Below are 22,715 nucleotides of genomic sequence, written 5' to 3'. Positions count from 1 at the left end.
CGCGGGGGCGTCGTTCACGGCCCCGCGCCCGCGTACGCGGCGACGTACGCTGGATACCCCCGGCCCGCAGCGCGCGTCGGGCCCGTCGTGTTGCACACCCCCGGACGGAAAGCGCCCCGAATGAGCCTGCACGGTCTGCTCGACGCCGTAGTCAAGGACACCGCCCTCGCGGAAGCGATCGCGGCGGCCGCAGACGGCAACCGCATGCACATCGACCTGGTCGGGCCGCCCGCGGCCCGGCCCTTCACGGTCGCCGCCCTGGCCCGTGACACCGGCCGCCCGGTGCTCGCGGTGACGGCGACCGGACGCGAGGCGGAGGACCTGGCCGCGGCCCTGCGCTCGCTGCTCCCGCCCGAGGGCGTCGTGGAGTACCCGTCCTGGGAGACCCTCCCGCACGAGCGGCTCAGCCCGCGCAGCGACACCGTCGGCCGCCGCCTCGCCGTGCTGCGCCGCCTGGCCCACCCGCGCCCGGACGACCCCGAGACCGGCCCGGTCTCCGTCGTCGTCGCCCCCGTGCGCTCCGTGCTCCAGCCGCAGGTCAAGGGCCTGGGCGACCTGGAGCCGGTGTCCCTGCGCACCGGCGGGACCGCCGACCTGGGCGCGACCGTCGAAGCCCTGGCCGCCGCCGCGTACGCACGTGTGGAGCTCGTCGAGAAGCGCGGCGAGTTCGCCGTCCGGGGCGGCATCCTCGACGTGTTCCCGCCCACCGAGGAACACCCCCTGCGCGTCGAGTTCTGGGGCGACGACGTCGAGGAGATCCGCTACTTCAAGGTCGCCGACCAGCGCTCCCTGGAGGTCGCCGAGCACGGTCTGTGGGCCCCGCCGTGCCGCGAGCTGCTGCTCACCGACGACGTACGGGAACGCGCCCGGGCCCTCGCCGAGGACCACCCGGAGCTGGGCGAACTGCTGGGCAAAATCGCCGAGGGCATCGCGGTCGAGGGCATGGAGTCCCTGGCCCCGGTCCTCGTCGACGACATGGAGCTGCTGCTGGACGTGCTGCCCGAGGGCGCCATGGCCGTGGTCTGCGACCCCGAGCGGGTGCGGACGCGCGCGTCGGACCTGGTGGCCACCTCGCAGGAGTTCCTGCAGGCCTCCTGGGCGGCCACCGCAGGCGGCGGCGAGGCGCCCATCGACGTGGACGCCGCCTCCCTGTGGTCCCTCGCGGACGTCCGCGACCGGGCCCGCGAGCTGGACATGATGTGGTGGTCGGTGTCCCCGTTCGCCGCCGACGAGGAACTCGACTCCGACACCCTCAAGCTCGGCATGCACGCCCCGGAGACCTACCGCGGCGACACCGCCAGGGCCCTCGCCGACACCAAGGGCTGGCTCGCCGACGGCTGGCGCACGGTGTTCGTCACCGAGGGACACGGCCCGGCCGCCCGCACGGTCGAGGTGCTCGGCGGCGAGGGCATCGCCGCCCGTCTCGACCCGGACCTCGGCGAGATCACCCCGTCCGTGGTGCACGTCTCCTGCGGCTGCATCGACCACGGCTTCGTCGACCCTGCGCTCGGCCTCGCCGTGCTCACCGAGACCGACCTGACCGGCCAGAAGGCCTCCGGCCGCGAGGGCGCCCGGATGCCGGCCCGGCGCCGCAAGACCATCGACCCGCTCACCCTGGAGGCGGGCGACCACATCGTCCACGAGCAGCACGGCGTGGGCCGCTACATCGAGATGGTGCAGCGCACCGTCCAGGGCGCCACCCGCGAGTACCTGGTCGTGGAGTACGCCCCCGCCAAGCGCGGCCAGCCCGGCGACCGGCTGTACATCCCCACCGACCAGCTGGAGCAGATCACCAAGTACGTCGGCGGCGAGGCGCCCACCCTGCACCGGCTCGGCGGCGCCGACTGGACCAAGACCAAGGCACGCGCCAAGAAGGCGGTCAAGGAGATCGCCGCCGACCTGATCAAGCTGTACAGCGCCCGCATGGCCGCCCCCGGCCACGCCTTCGGCGCCGACTCGCCCTGGCAGCGCGAGCTGGAGGACGCCTTCCCGTACGCGGAGACCCCCGACCAGCTCACCACCATCGCCGAGGTCAAGGAGGACATGGAGAAGTCGGTCCCGATGGACCGGCTGATCTGCGGCGACGTCGGCTACGGCAAGACGGAGATCGCGGTCCGGGCCGCCTTCAAGGCCGTGCAGGACGGCAAGCAGGTCGCCGTGCTCGTTCCCACCACGCTGCTGGTGCAGCAGCACTTCGGGACGTTCAGCGAGCGGTACGCGCAGTTCCCCGTGGTGGTGAAGGCGCTGTCCCGCTTCCAGTCCGACACCGAGGCCAAGGCGGTCCTGGAGGGCCTGCGCGAGGGCTCGGTGGACGTCGTCATCGGCACCCACCGCCTGTTCTCCTCGGAGACCAAGTTCAAGGACCTCGGCCTGGTCATCGTCGACGAGGAGCAGCGCTTCGGCGTCGAGCACAAGGAGCAGCTGAAGAAGCTGCGCGCCAACGTCGACGTGCTGACCATGTCCGCCACGCCGATCCCGCGCACCCTGGAGATGGCCGTCACCGGCATCCGGGAGATGTCGACGATCACCACGCCGCCGGAGGAGCGCCACCCGGTGCTCACGTTCGTCGGCCCCTACGAGCAGAAGCAGATCGGTGCCGCCATCCGCCGTGAACTGCTGCGCGAGGGCCAGGTCTTCTACATCCACAACCGGGTCGAGTCGATCGACCGCGCGGCGGCCCGGCTGCGCGAGATCGTGCCGGAGGCGCGGATCGCCACCGCGCACGGCCAGATGTCGGAGTCGGCGCTGGAGCAGGTCGTCGTCGACTTCTGGGAGAAGAAGTCCGACGTGCTGGTGTCGACGACGATCGTCGAGTCCGGCATCGACATCTCCAACGCCAACACCCTGATCGTCGAGCGCGGCGACAACTTCGGCCTCAGCCAGCTGCACCAGCTGCGCGGCCGGGTGGGACGCGGCCGGGAGCGCGGGTACGCCTACTTCCTGTACCCGCCGGAGAAGCCGCTGACGGAGACCGCGCACGAGCGGCTCGCGACCATCGCCCAGCACACCGAGATGGGCGCGGGCATGTACGTGGCGATGAAGGACCTGGAGATCCGCGGCGCCGGAAACCTGCTCGGCGGCGAGCAGTCCGGGCACATCGCGGGCGTCGGCTTCGACCTGTACGTGCGGATGGTGGGCGAGGCGGTCGCGGACTACCGCAGGCAGCTGGAGACGGGCGGGATCGAGGAGGAGCCGCCGCTCGAGGTGAAGATCGAGCTGCCCGTCGACGCGCACGTCCCGCACGACTACGCGCCGGGCGAGCGGCTGCGCCTCCAGGCGTACCGGGCGATCGCCTCCGCGAACTCGGAGGAGGACATCAAGGCGGTGCGGGAGGAACTCGTCGACCGCTACGGCAAGTTGCCGGAGCCGGTGGAGAACCTGCTGCTGGTGGCGGGGCTGCGGATGCTCGCCCGGGCGTGCGGTGTGGGCGAGGTCGTGCTCCAGGGCAACAACGTCCGCTTCGCTCCTGTGGAGTTGCGCGAGTCGCAGGAGCTGCGACTCAAGCGCCTGTACCCGGGCACGGTGATCAAGCCGTCCGTCCACCAGGTGCTGGTGCCGCGTCCGAAGACCGCGAAGGTGGGCGGCAAGCCGCTGGTCGGGCGGGACCTGCTGGGCTGGACCGGGGAGTTCCTGACGTCGGTCCTGGGATCCTGACCCGCACGGACGGGGCCGTCCGCGGCGCTGGGCGCCGTGGACGGCCCTGAACGGTCGAGCGAGCCCTTACGGCTGGTCGGGGCGATCGCGGTCCATGCCGAGCCGGCGTTCGGCCTGCTGCTGCGCGGTGTCGATCTGGCCCTCGTACTTGCCGCCGGTCCTCTCGTTCATCTTCCGTTCGGCGGTGTCGGAGGCGTGTTTGGCCTTGTCGCGCGCCGCCTTGTTGCTCTTGAACTTGTCGAGGATGCCCATGCAGAACTCCTTCCGGAGGTGAACCCAGAACCGACGATACGCGCGCTTCGCCCGAAACGCCCCTACAGCCTTGAATTGGTCTGGACCTCTCACTCGTTATGGTGAGATCCGGATCGACCCGCTCCGGCCGGGGCAGGAATTGACATGAGCAGAGGGAGGGGCGCGGTGACGCGATACAAGGGGTGGGGCGTAAGGACCGGGCGCACGGGCCCGGCGGTGATCGCGGCGGTGGCCCTCCTCGCCGGCTGCGAGGGAATCCAGGACGCCGGCCCCCCGGCCGGCGGCGGGGCCGCGAGCGCCGCCCCGGACGGGCGGGCCGTCAGCCCGCTGGACAACCCCGACGGCACCGAACCGGGCCTCGCGCCGGTGACCGGTGACGCGGACCGGGCCGAGGCCGTCGCACTCATCACCAAGGTGCCGACCAAGGGCCGCGGCCCGAAGACGGGCTACGACCGCGACGAGTTCGGCTACGCCTGGATGGACACGGCCGACGGCGTCCCCCTCGCGAGGAACGGCTGCGACACGCGCAACGATTTGCTCCAGCGCGACGGCGAGGACGTGCGGTTCCGGTCCGGTTCCAACTGTGTGGTGGTCGCCATGACGCTGGCCGACCCGTACACCGGCACGACCATCGAGTGGCGCAAGCAGAAGGCCGCCGAGGTGCAGATAGACCACGTCGTGCCGCTCTCCTACAGCTGGCAGATGGGCTCCTCGCGGTGGGCGGAGGACAAGCGGAAGCGGCTGGCGAACGACACCCTCAACCTGATCCCGGTGCAGGGCCGCGCCAACTCCTCCAAGGGCGACTCCGGCCCGGCCGCCTGGCTCCCGCCGGACAAGGGCATCCGGTGCTCCTACGCGGTCCGCTTCGCGCAGGTCGCCCTCAAGTACGAGATGCCGGTGACGACGGCCGACCGGCGGATGATGCTGGAGCAGTGCGGGGGCTGAGCGAGAGGAATTCGCTTTCCCCCGGCCGTGCCGCTGCCTACGGTGACGCCATGGAATGCAAGGTGTCGAGGCTCGCGGACCGTCCCGGTATGGAGCGGGCGGTGCGGGAGATGGCGGACAGCTGGCCGCGGTTCGTGGTCGAGGACCTGGTGGGCAACGCGCACTTCCCGCGCATCGCCGCGGAACTGCCCGAGTATGTGCTGTTCGCCGAGGACGAGCGGGGCGAGGTGGTCGCCACCGCCCACAGTGTGCCGTTCTCCCTCGCCGCCGAGGGCCGGGGCGCACTGCCCGCCCGCGGCTGGGACGGGGTCCTGGTGTGGGCCTTCTCCGATCTGCGGCACGGGGTCCGGCCGGACACCGTCAGCGCCATCTCGGTCACCGTCGCCCCCGGGGCCCAGGGGCGGGGACTGTCCGGCGTGATGCTCTCCGCGATGCGGGACAACGCGCGGGCGCGCGGCTTCCGCGAGGTCGTCGCCCCGGTCCGGCCCAGCGCCAAACACCTCGAACCGCGCACCTCCATCGAGGAGTACGCGCGGCGGGTGCGCCCCGACGGACTGCCGCACGATCCGTGGCTGCGGGTCCACGCCAGGGCCGGCGCCACGATCGAGTCCGTGGCACCGGTGTCCATGACCGTGTCCGCCTCGCTGGACGACTGGCGCCGCTGGACCGGGCTGCCCTTCGACACCGACGGAGACATCGAGGTGCCCGGCGCGCTGGCCCCGGTGCGCTGCGAGGCGGAGCGCGGATACGCCGTGTACGTCGAGCCCAACGTGTGGATGCGGCATCCGCTGTGAGCTGCCGGGCGGGGCGGCTCAGCCCAGCGCGTCGAGGTCCAGGACGTCACCGGCGGGCTTCTCCACCGGGACCGGCTCGTCGTAGTCGCTGAAGGTGAGGGACCCCGGCTCGGTGGTGGACGCGCTGTCGAGGCGCAGCAGGTACGGCTCGCCCTCGGTGGCGACGTACAGCGTGTAGCGGTCGGCGCCGTCCCGCGCCGTCAGCGTGATCGCCGGAGTGCCGTCGATCGTGGTGGTCTTCCCGCGGGTCGCACCCGAGTCGCCCTTCTTCGCCCCGTCGAAGATCTGGTCGAGGTCGCAGAGCTCCGCAAGATCCTCGGCGTCGGCGCCCTCGGCGGACATCCTGGTCCACTTCCCGGCCAGCAGCGCCACGGTCGCGTCCACGCTCTCCTTGGGCTCGCCCTCGCTCTGGGACCGCAGGAACTCCTCGTCGTACTTCAGGTAGACGGTGTCGCCGGTCCGGATCAGCTCGGCCTCGCCCTGACCTTCCACGCCCATCGTTCCGGCGCACTCGCCCCGCTTGTTCAGGGCCATGTCGATCCGGATGCTGCCGCCACCGCCGTCGTCCGGGACGTCGCCCGTCATGCGCAGGGACGACGCGCCGTTCGTGGCCTCGAAGGCCCTTTCGGCTATGTCGCCGGCGGTCAGGCCGGCGAACGGTTCCTTCTCGGGCTCCGGAGTGTTCTTCCCTTCCTTCGCGGTGTTCCGTGCGGAGGGGTCGTGCGAGGAGCTGCCGTCCGCCTTGCCCTCGCTGCCGCAGCCGGTGAGACCGGCGGTGGCCACGGCGGCGAGGCAGAGGGCGGCGAGTGCGGTGCGACGCATGGCGGGATCCCCCAGGGGTGTCAGAAGTTGCCGTTGCCGATGATTTCGCCGTCGGCGTCGTAGACGGTGACGAGGCCGTTGTCGCTCTGCTTCCAGTCGGCGAACGCGGAGGCGATGAGCTTGGCGGGGCCCGTGCCCTCGCCCATGATCCCGCCGGTGAAGTCGGTGTAGACGTCGGCGGCGTCGAGGATGTCGTTCTGCTCGTCGGCGCCCTGCACCTTGGTGATGTGCGAGACGGCGTCCTTCTCCTGGGGCGTGCCGTTCTTCCGCACGAAGGCCTTGAACTGCTCGGCCTGGGACGCCTTCTCGGCGTCCTTGTCCTCGGCGGGCTTCGCGTCCGACCTGCCGTCCGACTTGGTGCCGGCGGACTGCTGCTCGGCGGACGCCGAGGTGCCCTTGTCGCCGGAGCCGCCGTCCGCGTCACCGGAGTTCGCCGAGACGGCGCCGATGACGACGATCCCCACGACGGCGCCCAGAACGAGCTTGCTCTTCATGCCCATGGCTGTGTCCCTCCCCAAGCGGCGGCCGCCACCTGTTCGGCGGTCACCCGTTCACGGAGTCAATAAGAGCATGTGCTGTGAACCGCGTCAACACAGTTCACGTGTGAGAGGGGATGAGTGACAGTGAATCCGCGGATCTCGCCGTCGTCGGTATGCTCGTCGCCACACAGGGGACAGAGGGAAAGCGGGGCGGGATGCCGGGCATGCAGGACAACGCGACGGAGGTGACCGCCGCCGGGATCGCGCGGCTGGCCGGAGTCGGCCGCGCCGCCGTCAGCAACTGGCGCCGCCGGCACACCGACTTCCCCCGGCCGGTGGGCGGCACCGAGACCAGCCCCGCGTTCGCGCTCGCCGAGGTCGAGGGCTGGCTGCGCCGGCACAGCAAGCTCGCCGAGGTCCCGCTGAAGGAGCGCGTCTGGCAGCGGCTCGCGGGGCACCCCGCCGGGCCCGTCACCGCGCTCACCCACGCCGGCTGCGTCCTGCTCCTGATCCACGACCGCTCCCCGGTGTGGCTGGAGGTGAGCTCCGGCACCGACGAGCGGCTCGCCGCACTGCTCCCCGCAGCGCTGGAACAGGTGCTCACGACCCGGCTCGGCGGCGGCCCGGACGGCTCACGCGCGAACTCCCCGGGCTCTGTGAACACCGTTCCTGTGAACACTCCCACCGCCCCTCAGCTGCTTCCGTCCGCCCCCCTCTTCCGCGCCGTCGCCGAACTCGCCGCCGAGCTGGGCGCCCGGCACACCTTCGAGTTCCTGCTCGGCCGTCACCTCGACGCCAACCCGCGCCAGTACACGGTCACCCCCGCCGACCTCGCCGGTCTCATGGCGGCCCTGGCCGGGACCGCCCGCACCGTCCTCGACCCCGCCTGCGGCACCGGCGCCCTGCTGCGCTCCGCCGGCGGCGGGAACGGCGGCGGGAACGCCGGCGGAAACGGCGGCCCAAGCGCCAACGGCAGCGGCGGCGCGACCGGCCGCCGGCTGTACGCCCAGGACAGCTCCCCCGAGCTCGCCGCCCTCACCGCGCTCCGTCTCGCCCTGCACACCCGCGCCCCAGTGCACGCCGCCGCCGGCGACGCCCTGCGCGCCGACGCGCACCCGGAGCTGCGGGCCGACGCGGTGCTGTGCCATCCCCCGTTCAACGAGCGCAACTGGGGACACGACGAACTCGCCTACGACCCCCGCTGGGAGTACGGCTTCCCGGCCCGCACCGAGTCCGAGCTGGCCTGGGTGCAGCACGCGCTCGCCCGGCTGGGGGAGGGCGGCACCGCCGTGCTGCTGATGCCGCCCGCCGCCGCCTCACGCCGCTCCGGGCGCCGGATCAGGGCCGACCTGCTGCGCCGGGGCGCGCTCCGCGCCGTCGTCGCGCTGCCGGTCGGGGCGGCACCGCCGTACAACATCCCGCTGCACCTGTGGGTGCTGCGCCGGCCACAACGGGCCTGCGCGCAGCCGGAGGTGCTGCTCGCCGACGCCGGGCGGTTCGCCGGCGAGGGGCGCGGCGGGCCCGACTGGCAGGGGGTCCGGGAGACGGTCCTCGACGCCTGGCACGCCTTCGACCGGGCCGGCCGGCTCGACGAACGGCCGGGCCTGGCCCGCTCCGTGCCCGTCATCGAACTCCTCGACGACGACGTCGACCTCGCCCCGGCCCGCCATCTGCCGCCCCCGGCCGCCGCGGACGGCGCCGGCCGGCTCACCGACGTACGCGAACGGCTCGCCGAGACCCTGCGCCTGACCGCCGGGCTCACCCCGCCCGTGGACCCCGCGCTTCCCGCCGCCGGACGCCGGCCGCTCACCACCGTCGGGGAACTCGCCCGCGCGGGCGCCCTGGTGATGCGCACGGGCGGAAACGGCGGCCGCACGCGCCTGCCCGTCCTCACCGACCACGACGTACTCGCGGGAACCGCCCCCTCCGGGACGCTCCCGGAGGGCGACGAGGAAGCGGTGCTCACCGAGGCGGGCGACGTCGTCGTCCCCGTGCTGGGCGGGGGCGCCGTCGCCCGGGTGATCGACGACGCGACCGCCGGGGCCGCCCTGGGCCGCAACCTCGTACTGCTGCGCCCGGATCCGGAGCTGCTCGACGCGTGGTTCCTCGCCGGGTTCCTGCGCGGCACCGCCAACAACCGCCAGGCCAGCAGCTACGCGTCCACCGCCACCCGGCTCGACGTCCGCCGCCTCCAGCTGCCCCGGCTCCTGCCCGCCGAACAGCGGCGCTACGGCGCCCGCTTCCGCGCCCTCGACGAGTTCGAACGGACGCTCAGGCAGGCGGGCCGGCTCGGCGAACAGCTGCTGCGCGGGATGTACGACGGCCTGACCGACGGGACCGTCGCCCCCGACTGAGCCCGTGGGAGGGCCCCGTACGACAACGGTTCGGTACATCCCGGGACCGGTTGTCGCCGTCGGCCTATACGCTCGGACTCCGAGTTTCCATCGGCTACACCTGTCCAGGAGCAGTCATGTACGGCCACGGCGCGGCGCCGCCCACCCCCAGCGCGGCAATGGTCATCACGCAGCGCGTGCTGTACGCCGCCGCCGGAGTCCTGTGCTGCGGTCTGCTGGCCTGTGTGCCGCTGTTCCGGATCGCGTTCCTGCGGGGGCGTCCGCTCGACTGGGCGATGGCCTGGGTGAGCCTCCCGCTGTCCATAGCCTGCCTGGCGGTGGTCGGTTCGCTGCCGGAGTCGGACTACCGGACCGACGTGGCCCTGGCCGCCGTCCTGATCCTGGGTGCGAGCTCCGCCGCGTACTTCCTGACCGTGGACATCCGCCTCCACCGGCAGCCGCGCCCCTACCCGGGCCAGGTGCCGCCGTCGCCCCACGCCACCACGGTGCACGCGCCGGGCGTCCACTCCCCGTACGGCTACCCGGGGCCCGCCTCGCCGTACGCGTCCACGCCGGTGCCCCAGCCGCAGGCCCCCCACACCCCGGCAGCGCCCACCCCCGTGCCGCCCACCCCCGTACCGCCGCAGTCGCAGCAGCCGCCGCAGCGCCCCGCGCCCGCCCGGATCGACCAGGTGCGCGCCGAGCTGGACGAACTCAGCGACTACCTGCGCCGCCAGGACGGCGGTCCCGGACAGCACGGCGGCGGCGAGGGCGGCAAGTGAGCGTGACGGCGGGACGAGTCGTCGCCGGCCGGTACGAACTGTCCACGCTCATCGGACAGGGCGGCATGGGGCAGGTCTGGACGGCCTACGACAAGCGGCTGGACCGGCGCGTGGCGGTGAAACTGCTGCGGCCCGACAAGGTGGCCGGCCAGGAGGCCGACGAGCTGCGCCGCCGCTTCGTGCGCGAGTGCCGGGTGACCGCGCAGGTCGACCACCCCGGACTGGTCACCGTGCACGACGCGGGCAGCGAGGGCGAGGAACTGTTCCTCGTCATGCAGTACGTCGACGGCGCCGACCTCGGCGACCACCTCGCCGAACACGACCCCTACCCGTGGCAGTGGACGGTCGCGGTCGCGGCCCAGCTGTGCGCGGTGCTGAGCGCCGTGCACGCCGTGCCGATCGTCCACCGCGACCTCAAGCCGCGCAACGTGATGGTGAAGCAGGACGGCACCGTCACCGTGCTCGACCTCGGCGTCGCCTCCGTCATGGACAGCGACACCACCCGGCTGACGCACACCGGTTCGCCCATCGGATCGCCCGCCTACATGGCCCCCGAGCAGGCGATGGGCGGCGCGGTCGGCCCGTACACGGACCTGTACGCGCTCGGCGTGCTGATGCACGAACTCCTCAGCGGCGACGTGCCGTTCGCCGGCTCCACGGCGCTCGGAGTGCTGCACCGGCACCTGTACGAGCCGCCGGTGCCGGTGCGCCGGCTCCGCCCGGAGGTCCCCGAGGCCCTGGAGGCCCTGGTGCTGCGCCTGCTCGCCAAGGACCCCCAGCACCGCCCGGACTCCGCGCAGGAGGTCTACGAACACCTGGCGCTGCTGCTCCCCGCACGGGGAACGCCCACCGGCGCCCCGCTGGACCCCACCCGCCCCTTCCTGCGCCCGCACGCCCCCTGGCCGGACCGGGCGCGCACCCCCGCCCCCCAGCCGGCGCCCGCCGCGGCGCCGGCGCCGACGGGGGAGAAGGCCGATGTCGCCGCGGCCGTGGACGAGGTGAAGCGGCTGCTCGGCGAGGGCCGCATCACCCAGGCCGTCGACATCCTCGGCTCGATCCTGCCCGTCGCCGCCGACCAGCACGGCGAGCACTCCCCGGTCGTCCGCACCCTGCGCAAGCAGTACGCGGCCACGCTCCTGGACGACGGCCAGTACCGGCGCGCCCTGCCCGAGCTGCGCCGCCTCGCCGACGAACGCGCCGCCGAGGCGGGCCAGGCCGACCCGCAGTCCCTGCGCTACCGCTACGAGTCCGCCCAGTGCCTGGAACAGCTCGGCGAACCGGCGGCGGCGCTCGCCGAGTACCGGGCGCTGCTGGGGTACTACGAGAACCAGTACGTGGCGGCGGGCGACCCGCAGCTCGCCCATGACGTGCGCCGCCGCATCGGGCATCTGCTGCTCGCCCTCGGCGACCGTGCCGCCGCCCACGACACGCTGGTCCGGCTGCTGCACGACGTGGAACGCGTGCAGGGCCCCGGGCACCCGCTGGCCGCCGACATCCGGCGGACCCTGCAGTGGCTGGGGCAGGTGCGCGGCTAGCGGGACGGCGAGGGCCCCGAGGGGGCCGCGGACGGCGCGCGGACGGGCCGTACGTCCGGACGGCCCCCGTGCCGGTGCCGGAAGTTGCCGTGAATCGTTGGTCGAATGGGTTGGCCAGAGCTTGGCCGATGCCTACCATCGATCACCGCAAGACTTTGTGCACCGCCGCACAAGCTCTCCTCAGGAGGTCTCCTTGCACCGCCGCCGTCGCACCGCGCTCCTCCTCACCGCCGCGATCGCCGCGGCGGCACCCCTGCTCACCGCCTGCGGAAACGACGCGCACCCCGGTGCGGCGGCCGTCGTCGGCGGCGAGCGGATCACCGTGTCGCAGCTGGAGAACCGCGTCGACGAGGTCCGCGCGGCCCAGCGGGCGGCCGTACCGGACGACGCCCAGTACCAGCAGGCCATCGCCCGGACCGGCACCCTCACCCGCGACACCCTGCACAGCATGGTCCTGGACCGCGTGCTGGAGCGCGCCGCGCGGGACGCCGGCGTGAGCGTCACCCGCAAGGAGGTCCAGCAGATGCGGTCCGGCCTGGAGCAGCAGACCGGCGGCGCCGAGGCGCTGGAGGCGGCCTGGCTGCAGCAGTACGGCATCCCGCCGCAGCGCCTCGACGACAACTTCCGCCTCCAGGTCCAGGCACAGAAGCTGGCCCAGCGGCTCGGCACCGACACCAGCCGGCCCGAGTTCTGGCAGGCGCTGTCCGAGGCGAGCAAGAAGCTCGACGTCGACCTCAACCCGCGCTACGGCGACTGGGACGTGGAGAAGAGCAGCCGGGTCGACGCCAAGACGCCGTGGGTACGGGACGTCACGGCGGCCGGGATGCCGCAGACGCTCTGACCGGCCGCCTGTGGACGACCGGCCTGTGGACAACCGGTCCCTCGGCAACCGGCCTGTGGACAACTCGGGGGCTGTCGGCGCGGTGGGCTAGTTTCGAAGCGTGAACGCACACAGCCCCGCACCGAGCTCCGAGGCCGCCACCGGCCGCGTCGTCCTGCTCACCACCAGCCACCGTGTCGCGCCCGGCCTGCTGTCCTGGCCGGCCTGGCAGGCCCTGCACGCGGCCGACAGGGTGCTGTGCGCGGACGGCGCCCACCCGCAGCTGCCGTATCTGCGGGAGGCCGGGATACCGGTCGAGGAGGCGTCACCGACCGCCGAGGAGATCGTCGGCGCCTGCTCCGGCGGGCGGACGGTGGTGGTCGTCGCCACCGGCGAGGGCGAACCCGCGCTCACCGACGGACTCGCCCGGCTGGCCGGGTCGGGCAGGGTCCGGATGCCCGGTCTGGAGCTGCTGCCCGCCTCCTACGACCTCCCCGGCGCCCGGCTGCTCGACCTGGTGCAGGTCATGGACCGGATCCGCGCCGAGTGCCCGTGGTCGTCCCGGCAGACCCACAAGGGCCTGGCGAAGTACGGCATCGAGGAGGCGTACGAACTCGTCGAGGCCATCGAGGAGGGCGACCGGGACGAGCTGCGCGAGGAACTGGGGGACGTGCTGCTCCAGGTCGTCTTCCACGCCCGTATAGCGGAGGAGGACCCCGACGCGCCCTTCTCGGTCGACGACGTGGCCGGCGGCATCGTCGCCAAGCTGATCCACCGCCACCCGCACGTCTTCGGCGAGGAGACGGCGGACACGCCGGAGGACGTCAAGGCGCACTGGATGCGCACCAAGGCCGAGGAGAAGCGGCGCAGCTCGGTGACGGAGGGGGTGCCGATCGGGCAGCCCGGGCTGGCGCTGGCGGCGAAACTGGGGTCGCGGGCGCGGAGCGCGGGACTGGAGGTGCCGCTGCCGGCGGGGGAGGACGTCGGTTACGAGCTGCTGGCGCTGGCGGTGCGGGCGGAGGCCGCCGGGGTGGACCCGGAGGCGGCGCTGCGGGCGGCGGCGCGGGTGTACCGCGACGCGATACGGGCGGCGGAGGGGCAGAGCGGGGGATAGCGCGGGACGGGCCCGCCCCGCCCGCCCGCTACCGTCGAGGTGTGACCAACCACCCCTCCGCCTCCACCCCCACCCCCGAGCTGTTCAGCTGGGAGTTCGCCGCCGATCCCTATCCCGCCTACGCCTGGCTGCGCGAGCACGCGCCGGTGCGCAGGACACGGCTGCCGAGCGGGGTGGAGGCGTGGCTGGTCACGCGGTACGGCGACGCCAGGCAGGCCCTGGCCGACAGCAGGCTGTCCAAGAATCCCGCGCACCACGACGAGCCCGCGCACGCCAAGGGGAAGACCGGCATCCCCGGGGAGCGGCAGGCGGAGCTGATGACGCATCTGCTGAACATCGACCCGCCGGACCACACCCGGCTGCGACGGCTGGTCAGCAAGGCGTTCACCCCGCGCCGGGTCGCCGAGTTCGCGCCCCGGGTGCAGGAGCTCGCCGACGGGCTCATCGACCGGTTCGCGGACAGCGGCTCCGCGGACCTCATCCACGAGTTCGCCTTCCCCCTCCCCATCTACGCCATCTGCGACCTCCTCGGCGTCCCGCGCGAGGACCAGGACGACTTCCGCGACTGGGCGGGCATGATGATCCGTCACGGCGGAGGACCGAGGGGCGGAGTCGCCCGCTCCGTGAAGAAGATGCGCGGGTACCTCGCCGAGCTGATCCACCGCAAGCGCGAGGCGCTCCCCGCCGAGCCGGCCCCCGGCGAGGACCTCATCTCCGGTCTCATCCGCGCCTCCGACCACGGCGAGCACCTCACCGAGAACGAGGCCGCCGCGATGGCCTTCATCCTGCTGTTCGCCGGGTTCGAGACCACCGTCAACCTCATCGGCAACGGCACCTACGCCCTGCTCACCCATCCCGGCGAGCGCGAGCGGCTGCAGCGGGGTCTCGCCGCCGGGGACCACGGACTCCTGGAGACCGGCGTCGAGGAGCTCCTGCGCTACGACGGCCCCGTGGAGCTCGCCACCTGGCGGTTCGCCACCGAGCCCGTCACCCTCGGCGGGCAGCGCATCGCGGCCGGCGACCCCGTCCTCGTCGTGCTGGCGGCGGCGGACCGGGACCCGGAGCGGTTCGCCGACCCGGACCTGCTCGACCTCGGCCGGCGCGACAACCAGCACCTGGGGTACGGCCACGGCATCCACTACTGCCTGGGCGCCCCGCTGGCCCGGCTGGAGGGCCAGACCGCGCTCGCCACCCTGCTGACCCGCCTCCCGGACCTGCGGCTCGCCGCGGATCCCGCCGAGCTCCGCTGGCGCGGCGGGCTCATCATGCGCGGACTGCGCACGCTGCCCGTGGAGTTCACCCCGCCGCGGACGTGACGGACCGGGCGGCCGTCCGCCCTGCCCGCCAACGGACCAGCGCAAACATGACACGCCCTCATGTCTGTGATCTTCACGTGATCTGCGCGGCATGAACTTGTGACAAGTGATCGACTGCCGATACGTTCACCCATCAAGTGTGGTGGCTCGTACTCCGACTCGCCGCACCGTCATTGCTGTCTCGCGAAAGGTCTCCGCATGCTCTCCGGGAACGGTCGGCACCGTCGCCCCCGCCAGGCTCCGGCTCTCCTCGTCGCGGCCGGAGTGACCGGCTCCGCCATCGCGATCCCCCTCCTCGGGGCAGGCAGCGCGAGCGCGGCCGACGGCGCCACCTGGGACCGGGTCGCCGAGTGCGAGAGCGGCGGCTCCTGGAGCCAGAACACCGGCAACGGTTACTACGGCGGACTGCAGTTGACCCAGGACGACTGGGAGAACTACGGCGGCCTGGACTTCGCGCCCAGCGCCGACCAGGCCAGCCGCGGCCAGCAGATAGCCGTGGCCGAGAAGATCCTCGCCGACCAGGGGGTCGGCGCGTGGCGCACCTGCGGGCTGCTCTCGGGCCTGGAGCAGGGCTCGGCATCGGCCGACATCGACACCGGCGTGTCGGAGGACTCGACGAAGAGTGGGTCCGGCTCATCCGATTCCTCCGACTCATCCAGATCGTCCGACTCCAGCGAATCCTCCCCTTCCTCCGGTTCGTCCGATGACGAGAGCGTCGCCGGCGATTCGGCCAAGTCCGACAAGTCAAGCGATTCCGGCAAGGATTCGGACACCGCCTCCGACGGGGGATCCGGCGCCTCCCCCTCCGCCTCGAACGCGCCGAAGAGTGACGAGTCGGACAAGTCGGGGCAGAGTACCGGTTCTTCGGGGGCCGTCGACGGTGAGGACACGGGCAACGGCCGTCATCGCGGCGTGAGCGCCGAGGAGGGTGACGGCGGGGACCGTGCGCCGGGATCGTCCGGACGGCATGCCTCCCGCGGCGCGGACGCCTCGCGCGACGCCGCCGACGGCTCGTACACCGTGCGCACCGGCGACAGCCTCTCGTTCATCGCCGACTCCCTTGAGCTCAAGGGCGGATGGCGCTCGCTCTACGCCGTGAACGAGCAGGTCGTCGGCGTCGACCCGGACCTCATCCTGCCCGGTCAGGAGCTTGAGGTCGGGGTCGAACCGGGCGAAAAGTGACGCCCGAAAGGGCCTGACGGCGGCGGCAGTTGGCGTCATGGTTCGCGCTGAATGTCCGGTTTAAAGACTGTGAGATATAGGTCTCAGAAGCCCTGATCGTCTTTGATATTCCGCGGATCGCGTGTCTACGGTCGTGACCGCTCGCCATCGCGGGCCCCGGCTGCCGCCACGCCGAATCCTGCCAGTGGCAGCACGGGAACAGTCGTCGCGTAATGCGCCGTAGGCAGGAGCGGGGGACCCAAGGTAAGCGCCGAGTCCGGGCAGTTGACGCCGGATCCGGCTTGGGGTGAAGCCGTGTCCCGGGAGGGGCGCGGCCGGGCAACTCAACCGGCCCGAACCCGACAGCTCACCTCGCAGGCGTCGGTGAGGGGATCCCAGCATGCTGTTTTCCACCAAGGGCAAGCACCGTCGTCCGTCCAAGGCCACCCGCGCGCTCGCCGTGGCCGGCGTCGCCTCCGCCGCCGTCGCCGCCCCGCTGATGGCGGCCGGCAACGCCTCCGCCGCCACCGCCTCCGAGTGGGACGCCGTCGCCCAGTGCGAGTCCGGCGGCAACTGGTCCATCAACACCGGCAACGGCTACTACGGCGGTCTGCAGTTCTCGGCCTCCACCTGGGCCGCGTACGGCGGCACCCAGTACGCCGCCTCCGCCGACCAGGCCAGCAAGGCCCAGCAGATCGAGATAGCCGAGAAGGTCCTCGCGGGCCAGGGCAAGGGCGCCTGGCCGGTCTGCGGCACCGGCCTGTCCGGCGCGGCCTACAGCGGCTCCTCCTCCAACGGCTCCGGCTCCTCGCAGGGCTCCGGCTCCACCGAGACCCGTGAGACCGAGCAGAAGGCCTCCCGCTCCGCCGAGCGCCCGGCCGCCGAGAAGCAGGCCGAGCCGAAGGCCGAGCAGAAGACCGTCACCACCCCGACCGGCAAGAAGGTCGAGAAGGGCGACGGCGAGTACAAGGTCCTCAAGGGCGACACCCTGAGCTCGATCGCCAAGGAGCACGACGTCAAGGGCGGCTGGGCCAAGCTCTTCGAGCTGAACGACGACATCGTCGACGACGCCGACCTCATCTTCCCGGGCCAGCAGCTGCACCTGAAGTAAGCGGCAGCGGTCCCCCTGCTCCCCGCCCCGGTGCGTCTTCCCCCGTACGCACCGGGGCGGGGTTCTCATGTCGGGACCGGACCGGGTTCCGCGCGGGTTTCCCGAAAACTGCTTTGTTCCGTCCGGAAACAATTTACTCTCGGTTCTGTCCACGGGGCGGGTGGCCGGATGGCCGATCGCCCGGAGCCGGTTAGGCTCGGTCTCGCAGGACCCGCCGTGGCCCTGCTCACCCGCGTCACATCCATGAAGGAGATGCTCGTGCCGTCCATCGACGTCGTCGTAGCCCGGGAAATCCTGGACTCCCGAGGCAACCCCACGGTCGAGGTCGAGGTCGGCCTCGACGACGGCAGCACGGGTCGTGCCGCCGTCCCGTCCGGCGCCTCCACCGGTGCCTTCGAGGCCATCGAACTCCGTGACGGCGATGCCAACCGTTACCTGGGCAAGGGTGTCGAGAAGGCCGTCCTGGCCGTCATCGAGCAGATCGGCCCGGAGCTCGTCGGCTACGACGCCACCGAGCAGCGCCTGATCGACCAGGCGATGTTCGACCTGGACGCCACCGACAACAAGGGCTCCCTCGGCGCCAACGCCATCCTCGGCGTCTCGCTCGCCGTCGCCCACGCCGCCTCCGAGGCCAGCGACCTCCCGCTCTTCCGCTACCTGGGCGGCCCGAACGCGCACCTGCTGCCGGTGCCGATGATGAACATCCTGAACGGCGGCTCGCACGCCGACTCCAACGTGGACATCCAGGAGTTCATGATCGCGCCGATCGGCGCGGAGTCCTTCTCCGAGGCGCTGCGCTGGGGCACCGAGGTCTACCACACCCTCAAGAAGGTCCTGAAGAGCAAGGGCCTGGCCACCGGCCTCGGCGACGAGGGCGGCTTCGCCCCGAACCTCGGCTCCAACCGCGAGGCCCTCGACCTCATCCTCGAGGCCGTCAAGGAGGCCGGCTACACCCCCGGCGAGCAGATCGCCCTGGCCCTCGACGTGGCCGCGTCCGAGTTCTACAAGGACGGCGTCTACACCTTCGAGGGCAAGGAGCGCTCGGCGGCCGAGATGACCGAGTACTACGCCGAGCTCGTCGAGGCGTACCCGCTGGTCTCCATCGAGGACCCGCTGTTCGAGGACGACTGGGAGGGCTGGAAGACCATCACCGCCAAGCTCGGTGACAAGGTCCAGCTCGTCGGCGACGACCTGTTCGTCACCAACCCCGAGCGCCTCGCCCGCGGCATCGACGAGGGCGCCGCCAACGCCCTGCTGGTCAAGGTCAACCAGATCGGCTCGCTGACCGAGACCCTGGACGCCGTCGAGCTGGCCCAGCGCAACGGCTTCAAGTGCATGATGTCGCACCGCTCCGGCGAGACCGAGGACGTCACCATCGCCGACCTCGCCGTCGCCACCAACTGCGGCCAGATCAAGACCGGCGCCCCGGCCCGCTCCGAGCGCGTCGCCAAGTACAACCAGCTGCTGCGCATCGAGGAGATCCTCGACGACGCCGCGGTGTACGCCGGCCGCAGCGCCTTCCCGCGGTTCAAGGGCTGACCTGCCCCGTAGAGGCGGCGTCGTACGTACGTCCCCGTACCCGGTCCCGTACCGTGTGCGGGGACGTACGCGCGTAAGCAGGTGAACCGGAGGCGGAACATGGCGGTCAAGGACCGGGACCGTTTCTCCACCGCGACCAGGATCCGGCTGATCGGTGAGCAGACCGCCGCCCGGGTCTACCGTTCGCAGACCAAACGCCAGGCACGCCGCTCCCGGCTGACCGGACGGGCGGCGCTGCTCGCCCTGGTGGTCTGCTCCCTGATCGTGGCCCTCGCCTACCCCATGCGGCAGTACGTCTCCCAGCGCGCGGACATCGCCGACCTCCAGCAGGAGCAGGCCGAGACCCGCCAGCGGGTCGAACGGCTGCGCGACCTCAAGGCGCGCTGGCAGGACGACGCGTACGCCGAGCAGGAGATCCGCCGGCGACTGCACTACGTCCTGCCCGGCGAGACCGGATACATCGTCATCGACCCGGGCACGGCCAAGCAGTCCCGTGCGGATCTCGAGGCCGCCGACCGCCCCTGGTACGCGAACGTCTGGGACGGCGTCGACAAGGCCGACGCCGCCGCCCGGTAACCCCCATCGAAAGCCGCAGAGAAGACAGGTATGGAAACCCCTCCGCCCACGACCCCCCGCACCGAGCCCACCGACGCGGACGTCGAGGCCTTCAAGCAGCAGCTCGGGCGGCCCCCGCGCGGGCTGCGCGCCATCGCGCACCGCTGCCCCTGCGGGCAGCCGGACGTCGTGGAGACCGCGCCGCGGCTGCCCGACGGCACCCCCTTCCCCACGCTCTACTACCTCACCTGCCCGAAGGCGAACTCCGCGATCGGGACGCTGGAGGCCAACGGCGTGATGAAGGAGATGACGGAGCGGCTGGCCGCGGACCCGGAGCTGGCGGCCGCCTACCGCGCGGCGCACGAGGACTACGTCCGGCGCCGCGACGAGATCGAGGAGCTGAAGAACTTCCCCAGCGCGGGCGGCATGCCGGACCGGGTGAAGTGCCTGCACGTGCTGGTCGCCCACTCGCTGGCCGCCGGCCCCGGCGTCAACCCGCTGGGCGACGAGGCGCTGGCGATGCTGCCGGAGTGGTGGCGCAAGGGCGCCTGCGTGACGCTGCCCGTGAAGCCCGTGAAGCCCGTGAAGGAGGACGGCCAGTGACCCGGGTCGCCGCCATCGACTGCGGTACCAACTCCATCCGGCTGCTGGTCGCCGACGCGGACCCGGTGACGGGTGAACTGACCGACCTGGACCGGCGGATGACGATCGTGCGGCTCGGCCAGGGCGTCGACCGCACGGGGCGGCTGGCGCCCGAGGCGCTGGAGCGGACCTTCGCCGCCTGCCGCGAGTACGCGCAGATCATCGAGAAGCACGGCGCCCGGAACCTGCGCTTCGTCGCCACCTCCGCCTCCCGCGACGCCGAGAACCGCGACGAGTTCGTGCGCGGGGTGGTGGACATCCTGGGCGTGGAGCCCGAGGTCATCACCGGCGACCAGGAGGCCGAGTTCTCCTTCACCGGCGCCACCAAGGAGCTGACCGGCCGGACCGATCTGCACCGCCCCTTCCTGGTCGTGGACATCGGCGGCGGCTCGACCGAGTTCGTCGTCGGCGGCGAGCATGTGCGCGCCGCCCGCTCCGTGGACGTCGGCTGCGTGCGGATGACCGAGCGCCACCTGGTGCGGGACGGGGCCGTGTCGGACCCGCCCACCGCGGAGCAGGTCGCGGCCATAAGGGCCGACGTCGAGGCCGCCCTCGACCGTGCCGAGGAGACGGTCCCGCTGCGCGAGGCGCGCACCCTGGTGGGCCTGGCCGGGTCGGTGACGACGGTGTCGGCGATCGCCCAGGACCTCCCCGAGTACGACTCCGCGGCCATCCACCACTCACGCGTCTCCCGTGACCGGGTCCGCGAGATCACCGAGTGGCTGCTGCGCTCCACGCACGCCGAGCGCGCCGCGGTGCCCTCCATGCACCCCGGCCGGGTGGACGTGATCGGCGCCGGGGCCCTGGTGCTGCTGTCGATCATGGAGCGGATCGGCGCGGAGGAGGTCGTGGTCTCGGAGCACGACATCCTCGACGGCATCGCCTGGTCCGTGGCGCAGGGCCCCTCCGCGGCCGGCCGGTAGCACTCCGCTGAGCAGTCGGGACGGCGTTTGAGCGGCGTTCGGGGGCTCTTCCGGAGCCCCCGGCGGGACCCCGCCGGGAAAGTTCGTGAAGTTCTTCACAAGGAATTGGCCCCGCGAGGGCGAAGAAGCGGGTCCGGTTGACCCGTTCGGGCTCTCAACACCCCTTTGAACACGTTCAGAAGGTGTGAAAGAGGGTCCCGCCGGAGGGCGTCGCGCGCATCGCGCGGACCGCCTCACAGGACCTCCGGACCGACAGAGAGGCAGCTCACGCGGCATTGACAACGTGCCGTGCGGGGTCTCGGTTCCCGCTTCGCGCTGTGATCTGGATCAAGAAATGCGGGTCGGTAACACAGGCACTGTCGAAGCTTGTGAAGGGGCGCACGAGGTACCCCTCCGAGGCAGGTGGATACTCGATGGCATGAGCACCACGGAGCGTCCCAGGATCCTCGTAGTAGGCGGTGGGTACGTAGGCCTGTACGCAGCTCGGCGCATCCAGAAGAAGATGCGTTACGGCGAGGCGACCGTCACCGTCGTCGACCCGCGGTCGTACATGACCTACCAGCCCTTCCTCCCCGAAGCCGCCGCCGGCAACATCTCCCCGCGGCACGTCGTCGTCCCGTTGCGACGCGTGCTTCCCAAGGCGGAGGTACTCACCGGTCGGGTCACCACCATCGACCAGGACCGCAAGGTCGCCACGATCGCCCCGCTGGTCGGCGAGGCGTACGAGCTGCCCTTCGACTACCTGGTGATCGCGCTCGGCGCGGTCTCCCGCACCTTCCCGATCCCCGGCCTCGCCGAACAGGGCATCGGAATGAAGGGCGTCGAGGAGGCCATCGGCCTGCGCAACCACGTCCTCGAGCAGCTCGACAAGGCCGACTCCACCACGGACGAGGAGATCCGGCGCAAGGCACTCACCTTCGTCTTCGTCGGCGGCGGCTTCGCCGGCGCGGAGACCATCGGTGAGGTCGAGGACATGGCCCGGGACGCGGCCAAGTACTACAAGACGGTGTCCCGCGAGGACATGCGCTTCGTCCTGGTCGACGCCGCCGACAAGATCCTCCCCGAGGTGGGTCCCAAGCTCGGCAAGTACGGCAAGGAGCACCTCGAGAGCCGCGGAGTCGAGGTCTACCTGTCCACCTCGATGGACTCCTGCGTCGACGGCCACGTCGTCCTGAAGAACGGCCTCGAGGTCGACTCGAACACCATCGTATGGACGGCGGGCGTCAAGCCGAACCCGGCGCTGTCCCGCTTCGGCCTCCCGCTCGGTCCGCGCGGCCACGTCGACACCCAGGCCACCCTCCAGGTCACCGGCACCGACTACATCTGGGCCGCGGGCGACAACGCCCAGGTCCCGGACCTCGTCGGCCGCAAGGCCGGCAACGAGAACGCCTGGTGCCCGCCGAACGCCCAGCACGCGCTGCGCCAGGCCAAGGTCCTCGGCGACAACGTGATCTCCGGCATGCGGGGCTTCCCGCAGAAGGAGTACAGCCACGCCAACAAGGGCGCGGTGGCGGGTCTCGGCCTGCACAAGGGCGTCGCGATGATCGTCGTCGGCAAGGTGAAGATCAAGCTGAAGGGCCGTCTGGCCTGGTACATGCACCGTGGCTACCACGGCATGGCCATGCCGACCTTCAACCGCAAGATCCGCGTCCTCGCCGACTGGACCCTCGGCATGTTCCTCAAGCGCGAGGTCGTGTCCCTGGGCGCGATCGAGACGCCGCGCGAGGAGTTCTACGAGGCCGCCAAGCCGGCCCCCGCCGCGGCGCAGCAGGAACCGAAGAAGACCGAGGCCAAGGCCTCCTGACCCCCGGTCACCCCTGGAGGGGCCGCCCGCCATCCGTGGTGCGGGCGGCCCCTTCGCCGTTCCCCGGCGGGGCGCGGGTGCCTCCCGGCGGGTGCGTTCGTGGGCTTTGCCCGGTGATGACGCGCGCCGGGGAC

At 72.2% G+C, this 22,715-nt stretch carries 19 protein-coding genes and 1 riboswitch; of the genes, 16 read left to right on the top strand and 3 right to left on the bottom strand.

The genetic code is table 11. The features are described from left to right. The first annotated feature begins 120 nt into the window (after window positions 1-120). Window positions 121-3,654, top strand: coding sequence for a transcription-repair coupling factor (gene mfd, locus CNQ36_RS14280; protein ID WP_121546288.1), 3,534 nt, complete (start codon window positions 121-123; stop codon window positions 3,652-3,654). A gap of 66 nt (window positions 3,655-3,720) precedes the next feature. Here the strand turns inward: mfd and CNQ36_RS14275 are convergent, their stop codons facing one another. Beyond that, complete coding sequence (locus tag CNQ36_RS14275) at window positions 3,721-3,906, bottom strand: antitoxin (protein ID WP_121546287.1); 186 nt, start codon at window positions 3,904-3,906, stop codon at window positions 3,721-3,723. 165 nt (window positions 3,907-4,071) lie between these two features. Here CNQ36_RS14275 and CNQ36_RS14270 point away from each other — a divergent pair, with 165 nt between their 5' ends. Both CNQ36_RS14270 and CNQ36_RS14265 read left to right on the top strand, forming a co-directional pair. After that, complete coding sequence (locus CNQ36_RS14270) at window positions 4,072-4,851, top strand: HNH endonuclease family protein (protein WP_004930430.1); 780 nt, start codon at window positions 4,072-4,074, stop codon at window positions 4,849-4,851. Window positions 4,852-4,901: 50 nt separating this feature from the next. Then, on the top strand, window positions 4,902-5,645 hold the full coding sequence (locus CNQ36_RS14265; protein WP_121546286.1) for a GNAT family N-acetyltransferase: 744 nt from the start codon (window positions 4,902-4,904) through the stop codon (window positions 5,643-5,645). An 18-nt stretch (window positions 5,646-5,663) separates the two neighbouring features. On the opposite strand, the gene CNQ36_RS14260 is transcribed toward CNQ36_RS14265, so the two are convergent. Continuing rightward, window positions 5,664-6,467 (bottom strand): hypothetical protein, encoded by an 804-nt coding sequence (locus tag CNQ36_RS14260; protein WP_121546285.1) that lies wholly within the window; start codon window positions 6,465-6,467, stop codon window positions 5,664-5,666. A 20-nt stretch (window positions 6,468-6,487) separates the two neighbouring features. Beyond that, window positions 6,488-6,967, bottom strand: coding sequence for a hypothetical protein (locus tag CNQ36_RS14255; RefSeq protein ID WP_121546284.1), 480 nt, complete (start codon window positions 6,965-6,967; stop codon window positions 6,488-6,490). A gap of 203 nt (window positions 6,968-7,170) precedes the next feature. Between CNQ36_RS14255 and CNQ36_RS14250 the strand changes: the two genes are divergently transcribed. The 13 genes from CNQ36_RS14250 (at window position 7,171) to CNQ36_RS14190 (ending at window position 22,581) form a co-directional block, all read left to right on the top strand. Then, window positions 7,171-9,300, top strand: coding sequence for an N-6 DNA methylase (locus CNQ36_RS14250; RefSeq protein ID WP_121548458.1), 2,130 nt, complete (start codon window positions 7,171-7,173; stop codon window positions 9,298-9,300). 116 nt (window positions 9,301-9,416) lie between these two features. Further along, a complete protein-coding gene (locus CNQ36_RS14245) occupies window positions 9,417-10,061 on the top strand; it encodes a hypothetical protein (RefSeq protein ID WP_121546283.1) in 645 nt (214 codons plus the stop codon). Window positions 10,062-10,099: 38 nt separating this feature from the next. Then, window positions 10,100-11,596: a serine/threonine-protein kinase gene (locus CNQ36_RS14240; protein ID WP_266104754.1), complete on the top strand. Its 1,497-nt coding sequence runs from the start codon at window positions 10,100-10,102 to the stop codon at window positions 11,594-11,596. 193 nt (window positions 11,597-11,789) lie between these two features. Further along, window positions 11,790-12,437 carry a SurA N-terminal domain-containing protein gene (locus tag CNQ36_RS14235; RefSeq protein WP_004930437.1) on the top strand — a complete coding sequence of 216 codons (648 nt, stop codon included), beginning with the start codon at window positions 11,790-11,792 and terminating at the stop codon, window positions 12,435-12,437. Between the two features lie 100 nt (window positions 12,438-12,537). Continuing rightward, complete coding sequence (locus CNQ36_RS14230) at window positions 12,538-13,530, top strand: nucleoside triphosphate pyrophosphohydrolase (protein WP_121546281.1); 993 nt, start codon at window positions 12,538-12,540, stop codon at window positions 13,528-13,530. Between the two features lie 41 nt (window positions 13,531-13,571). Continuing rightward, window positions 13,572-14,846 carry a cytochrome P450 family protein gene (locus CNQ36_RS14225; RefSeq protein WP_121546280.1) on the top strand — a complete coding sequence of 425 codons (1,275 nt, stop codon included), beginning with the start codon at window positions 13,572-13,574 and terminating at the stop codon, window positions 14,844-14,846. Window positions 14,847-15,044: 198 nt separating this feature from the next. Next, window positions 15,045-16,028, top strand: coding sequence for a LysM peptidoglycan-binding domain-containing protein (locus CNQ36_RS14220; RefSeq protein WP_121546279.1), 984 nt, complete (start codon window positions 15,045-15,047; stop codon window positions 16,026-16,028). Window positions 16,029-16,233: 205 nt separating this feature from the next. Further along, window positions 16,234-16,403: riboswitch (cyclic di-AMP (ydaO/yuaA leader) on the top strand. Between the two features lie 4 nt (window positions 16,404-16,407). Beyond that, window positions 16,408-17,118, top strand: coding sequence for a LysM peptidoglycan-binding domain-containing protein (locus CNQ36_RS14215; RefSeq protein WP_004930441.1), 711 nt, complete (start codon window positions 16,408-16,410; stop codon window positions 17,116-17,118). A 258-nt stretch (window positions 17,119-17,376) separates the two neighbouring features. Then, window positions 17,377-18,657, top strand: a complete 1,281-nt coding sequence (gene eno, locus CNQ36_RS14210) for a phosphopyruvate hydratase (RefSeq protein ID WP_004930442.1) — start codon at window positions 17,377-17,379, stop codon at window positions 18,655-18,657. A 99-nt stretch (window positions 18,658-18,756) separates the two neighbouring features. Next, window positions 18,757-19,233: an FtsB family cell division protein gene (locus CNQ36_RS14205; RefSeq protein ID WP_040906975.1), complete on the top strand. Its 477-nt coding sequence runs from the start codon at window positions 18,757-18,759 to the stop codon at window positions 19,231-19,233. A 30-nt stretch (window positions 19,234-19,263) separates the two neighbouring features. Next, the gene (locus CNQ36_RS14200) at window positions 19,264-19,815 is read left to right on the top strand and encodes a DUF501 domain-containing protein (protein ID WP_121546278.1); all 552 of its coding nucleotides are present in this window, start codon (window positions 19,264-19,266) and stop codon (window positions 19,813-19,815) included. Further along, entirely contained in the window at window positions 19,812-20,777 is a 966-nt protein-coding gene (locus CNQ36_RS14195; protein ID WP_121546277.1) for a Ppx/GppA phosphatase family protein, read from the top strand. The genes CNQ36_RS14200 and CNQ36_RS14195 overlap by 4 nt, the downstream gene beginning before the upstream one ends. A gap of 418 nt (window positions 20,778-21,195) precedes the next feature. Continuing rightward, window positions 21,196-22,581: an NAD(P)/FAD-dependent oxidoreductase gene (locus tag CNQ36_RS14190; RefSeq protein WP_121546276.1), complete on the top strand. Its 1,386-nt coding sequence runs from the start codon at window positions 21,196-21,198 to the stop codon at window positions 22,579-22,581. Window positions 22,582-22,715 lie beyond the last annotated feature (134 nt).

The organism is Streptomyces fungicidicus, assembly GCF_003665435.1.
Lineage (GTDB): Bacteria > Actinomycetota > Actinomycetes > Streptomycetales > Streptomycetaceae > Streptomyces > Streptomyces fungicidicus.
Note: the sequence above shows the minus strand (reverse complement) of the source record. Positions and strands in the feature narration are given on the sequence as shown.

Excerpts from the sequence above, each read along its gene's own strand:
- mfd (WP_121546288.1), top strand. The coding sequence starts at position 121 with ATGAGCCTGCACGGTCTGCTCGACGCCGTAGTCAAGGACACCGCCCTC.
- CNQ36_RS14275 (WP_121546287.1), bottom strand. The coding sequence starts at position 3,906 with ATGGGCATCCTCGACAAGTTCAAGAGCAACAAGGCGGCGCGCGACAAG.
- CNQ36_RS14265 (WP_121546286.1), top strand. The coding sequence starts at position 4,902 with ATGGAATGCAAGGTGTCGAGGCTCGCGGACCGTCCCGGTATGGAGCGG.
- CNQ36_RS14260 (WP_121546285.1), bottom strand. The coding sequence starts at position 6,467 with ATGCGTCGCACCGCACTCGCCGCCCTCTGCCTCGCCGCCGTGGCCACC.
- CNQ36_RS14255 (WP_121546284.1), bottom strand. The coding sequence starts at position 6,967 with ATGGGCATGAAGAGCAAGCTCGTTCTGGGCGCCGTCGTGGGGATCGTC.
- CNQ36_RS14250 (WP_121548458.1), top strand. The coding sequence starts at position 7,171 with ATGCAGGACAACGCGACGGAGGTGACCGCCGCCGGGATCGCGCGGCTG.
- CNQ36_RS14245 (WP_121546283.1), top strand. The coding sequence starts at position 9,417 with ATGTACGGCCACGGCGCGGCGCCGCCCACCCCCAGCGCGGCAATGGTC.
- CNQ36_RS14220 (WP_121546279.1), top strand. The coding sequence starts at position 15,045 with ATGCTCTCCGGGAACGGTCGGCACCGTCGCCCCCGCCAGGCTCCGGCT.
- CNQ36_RS14215 (WP_004930441.1), top strand. The coding sequence starts at position 16,408 with ATGCTGTTTTCCACCAAGGGCAAGCACCGTCGTCCGTCCAAGGCCACC.
- CNQ36_RS14205 (WP_040906975.1), top strand. The coding sequence starts at position 18,757 with ATGGCGGTCAAGGACCGGGACCGTTTCTCCACCGCGACCAGGATCCGG.
- CNQ36_RS14200 (WP_121546278.1), top strand. The coding sequence starts at position 19,264 with ATGGAAACCCCTCCGCCCACGACCCCCCGCACCGAGCCCACCGACGCG.
- CNQ36_RS14190 (WP_121546276.1), top strand. The coding sequence starts at position 21,196 with ATGAGCACCACGGAGCGTCCCAGGATCCTCGTAGTAGGCGGTGGGTAC.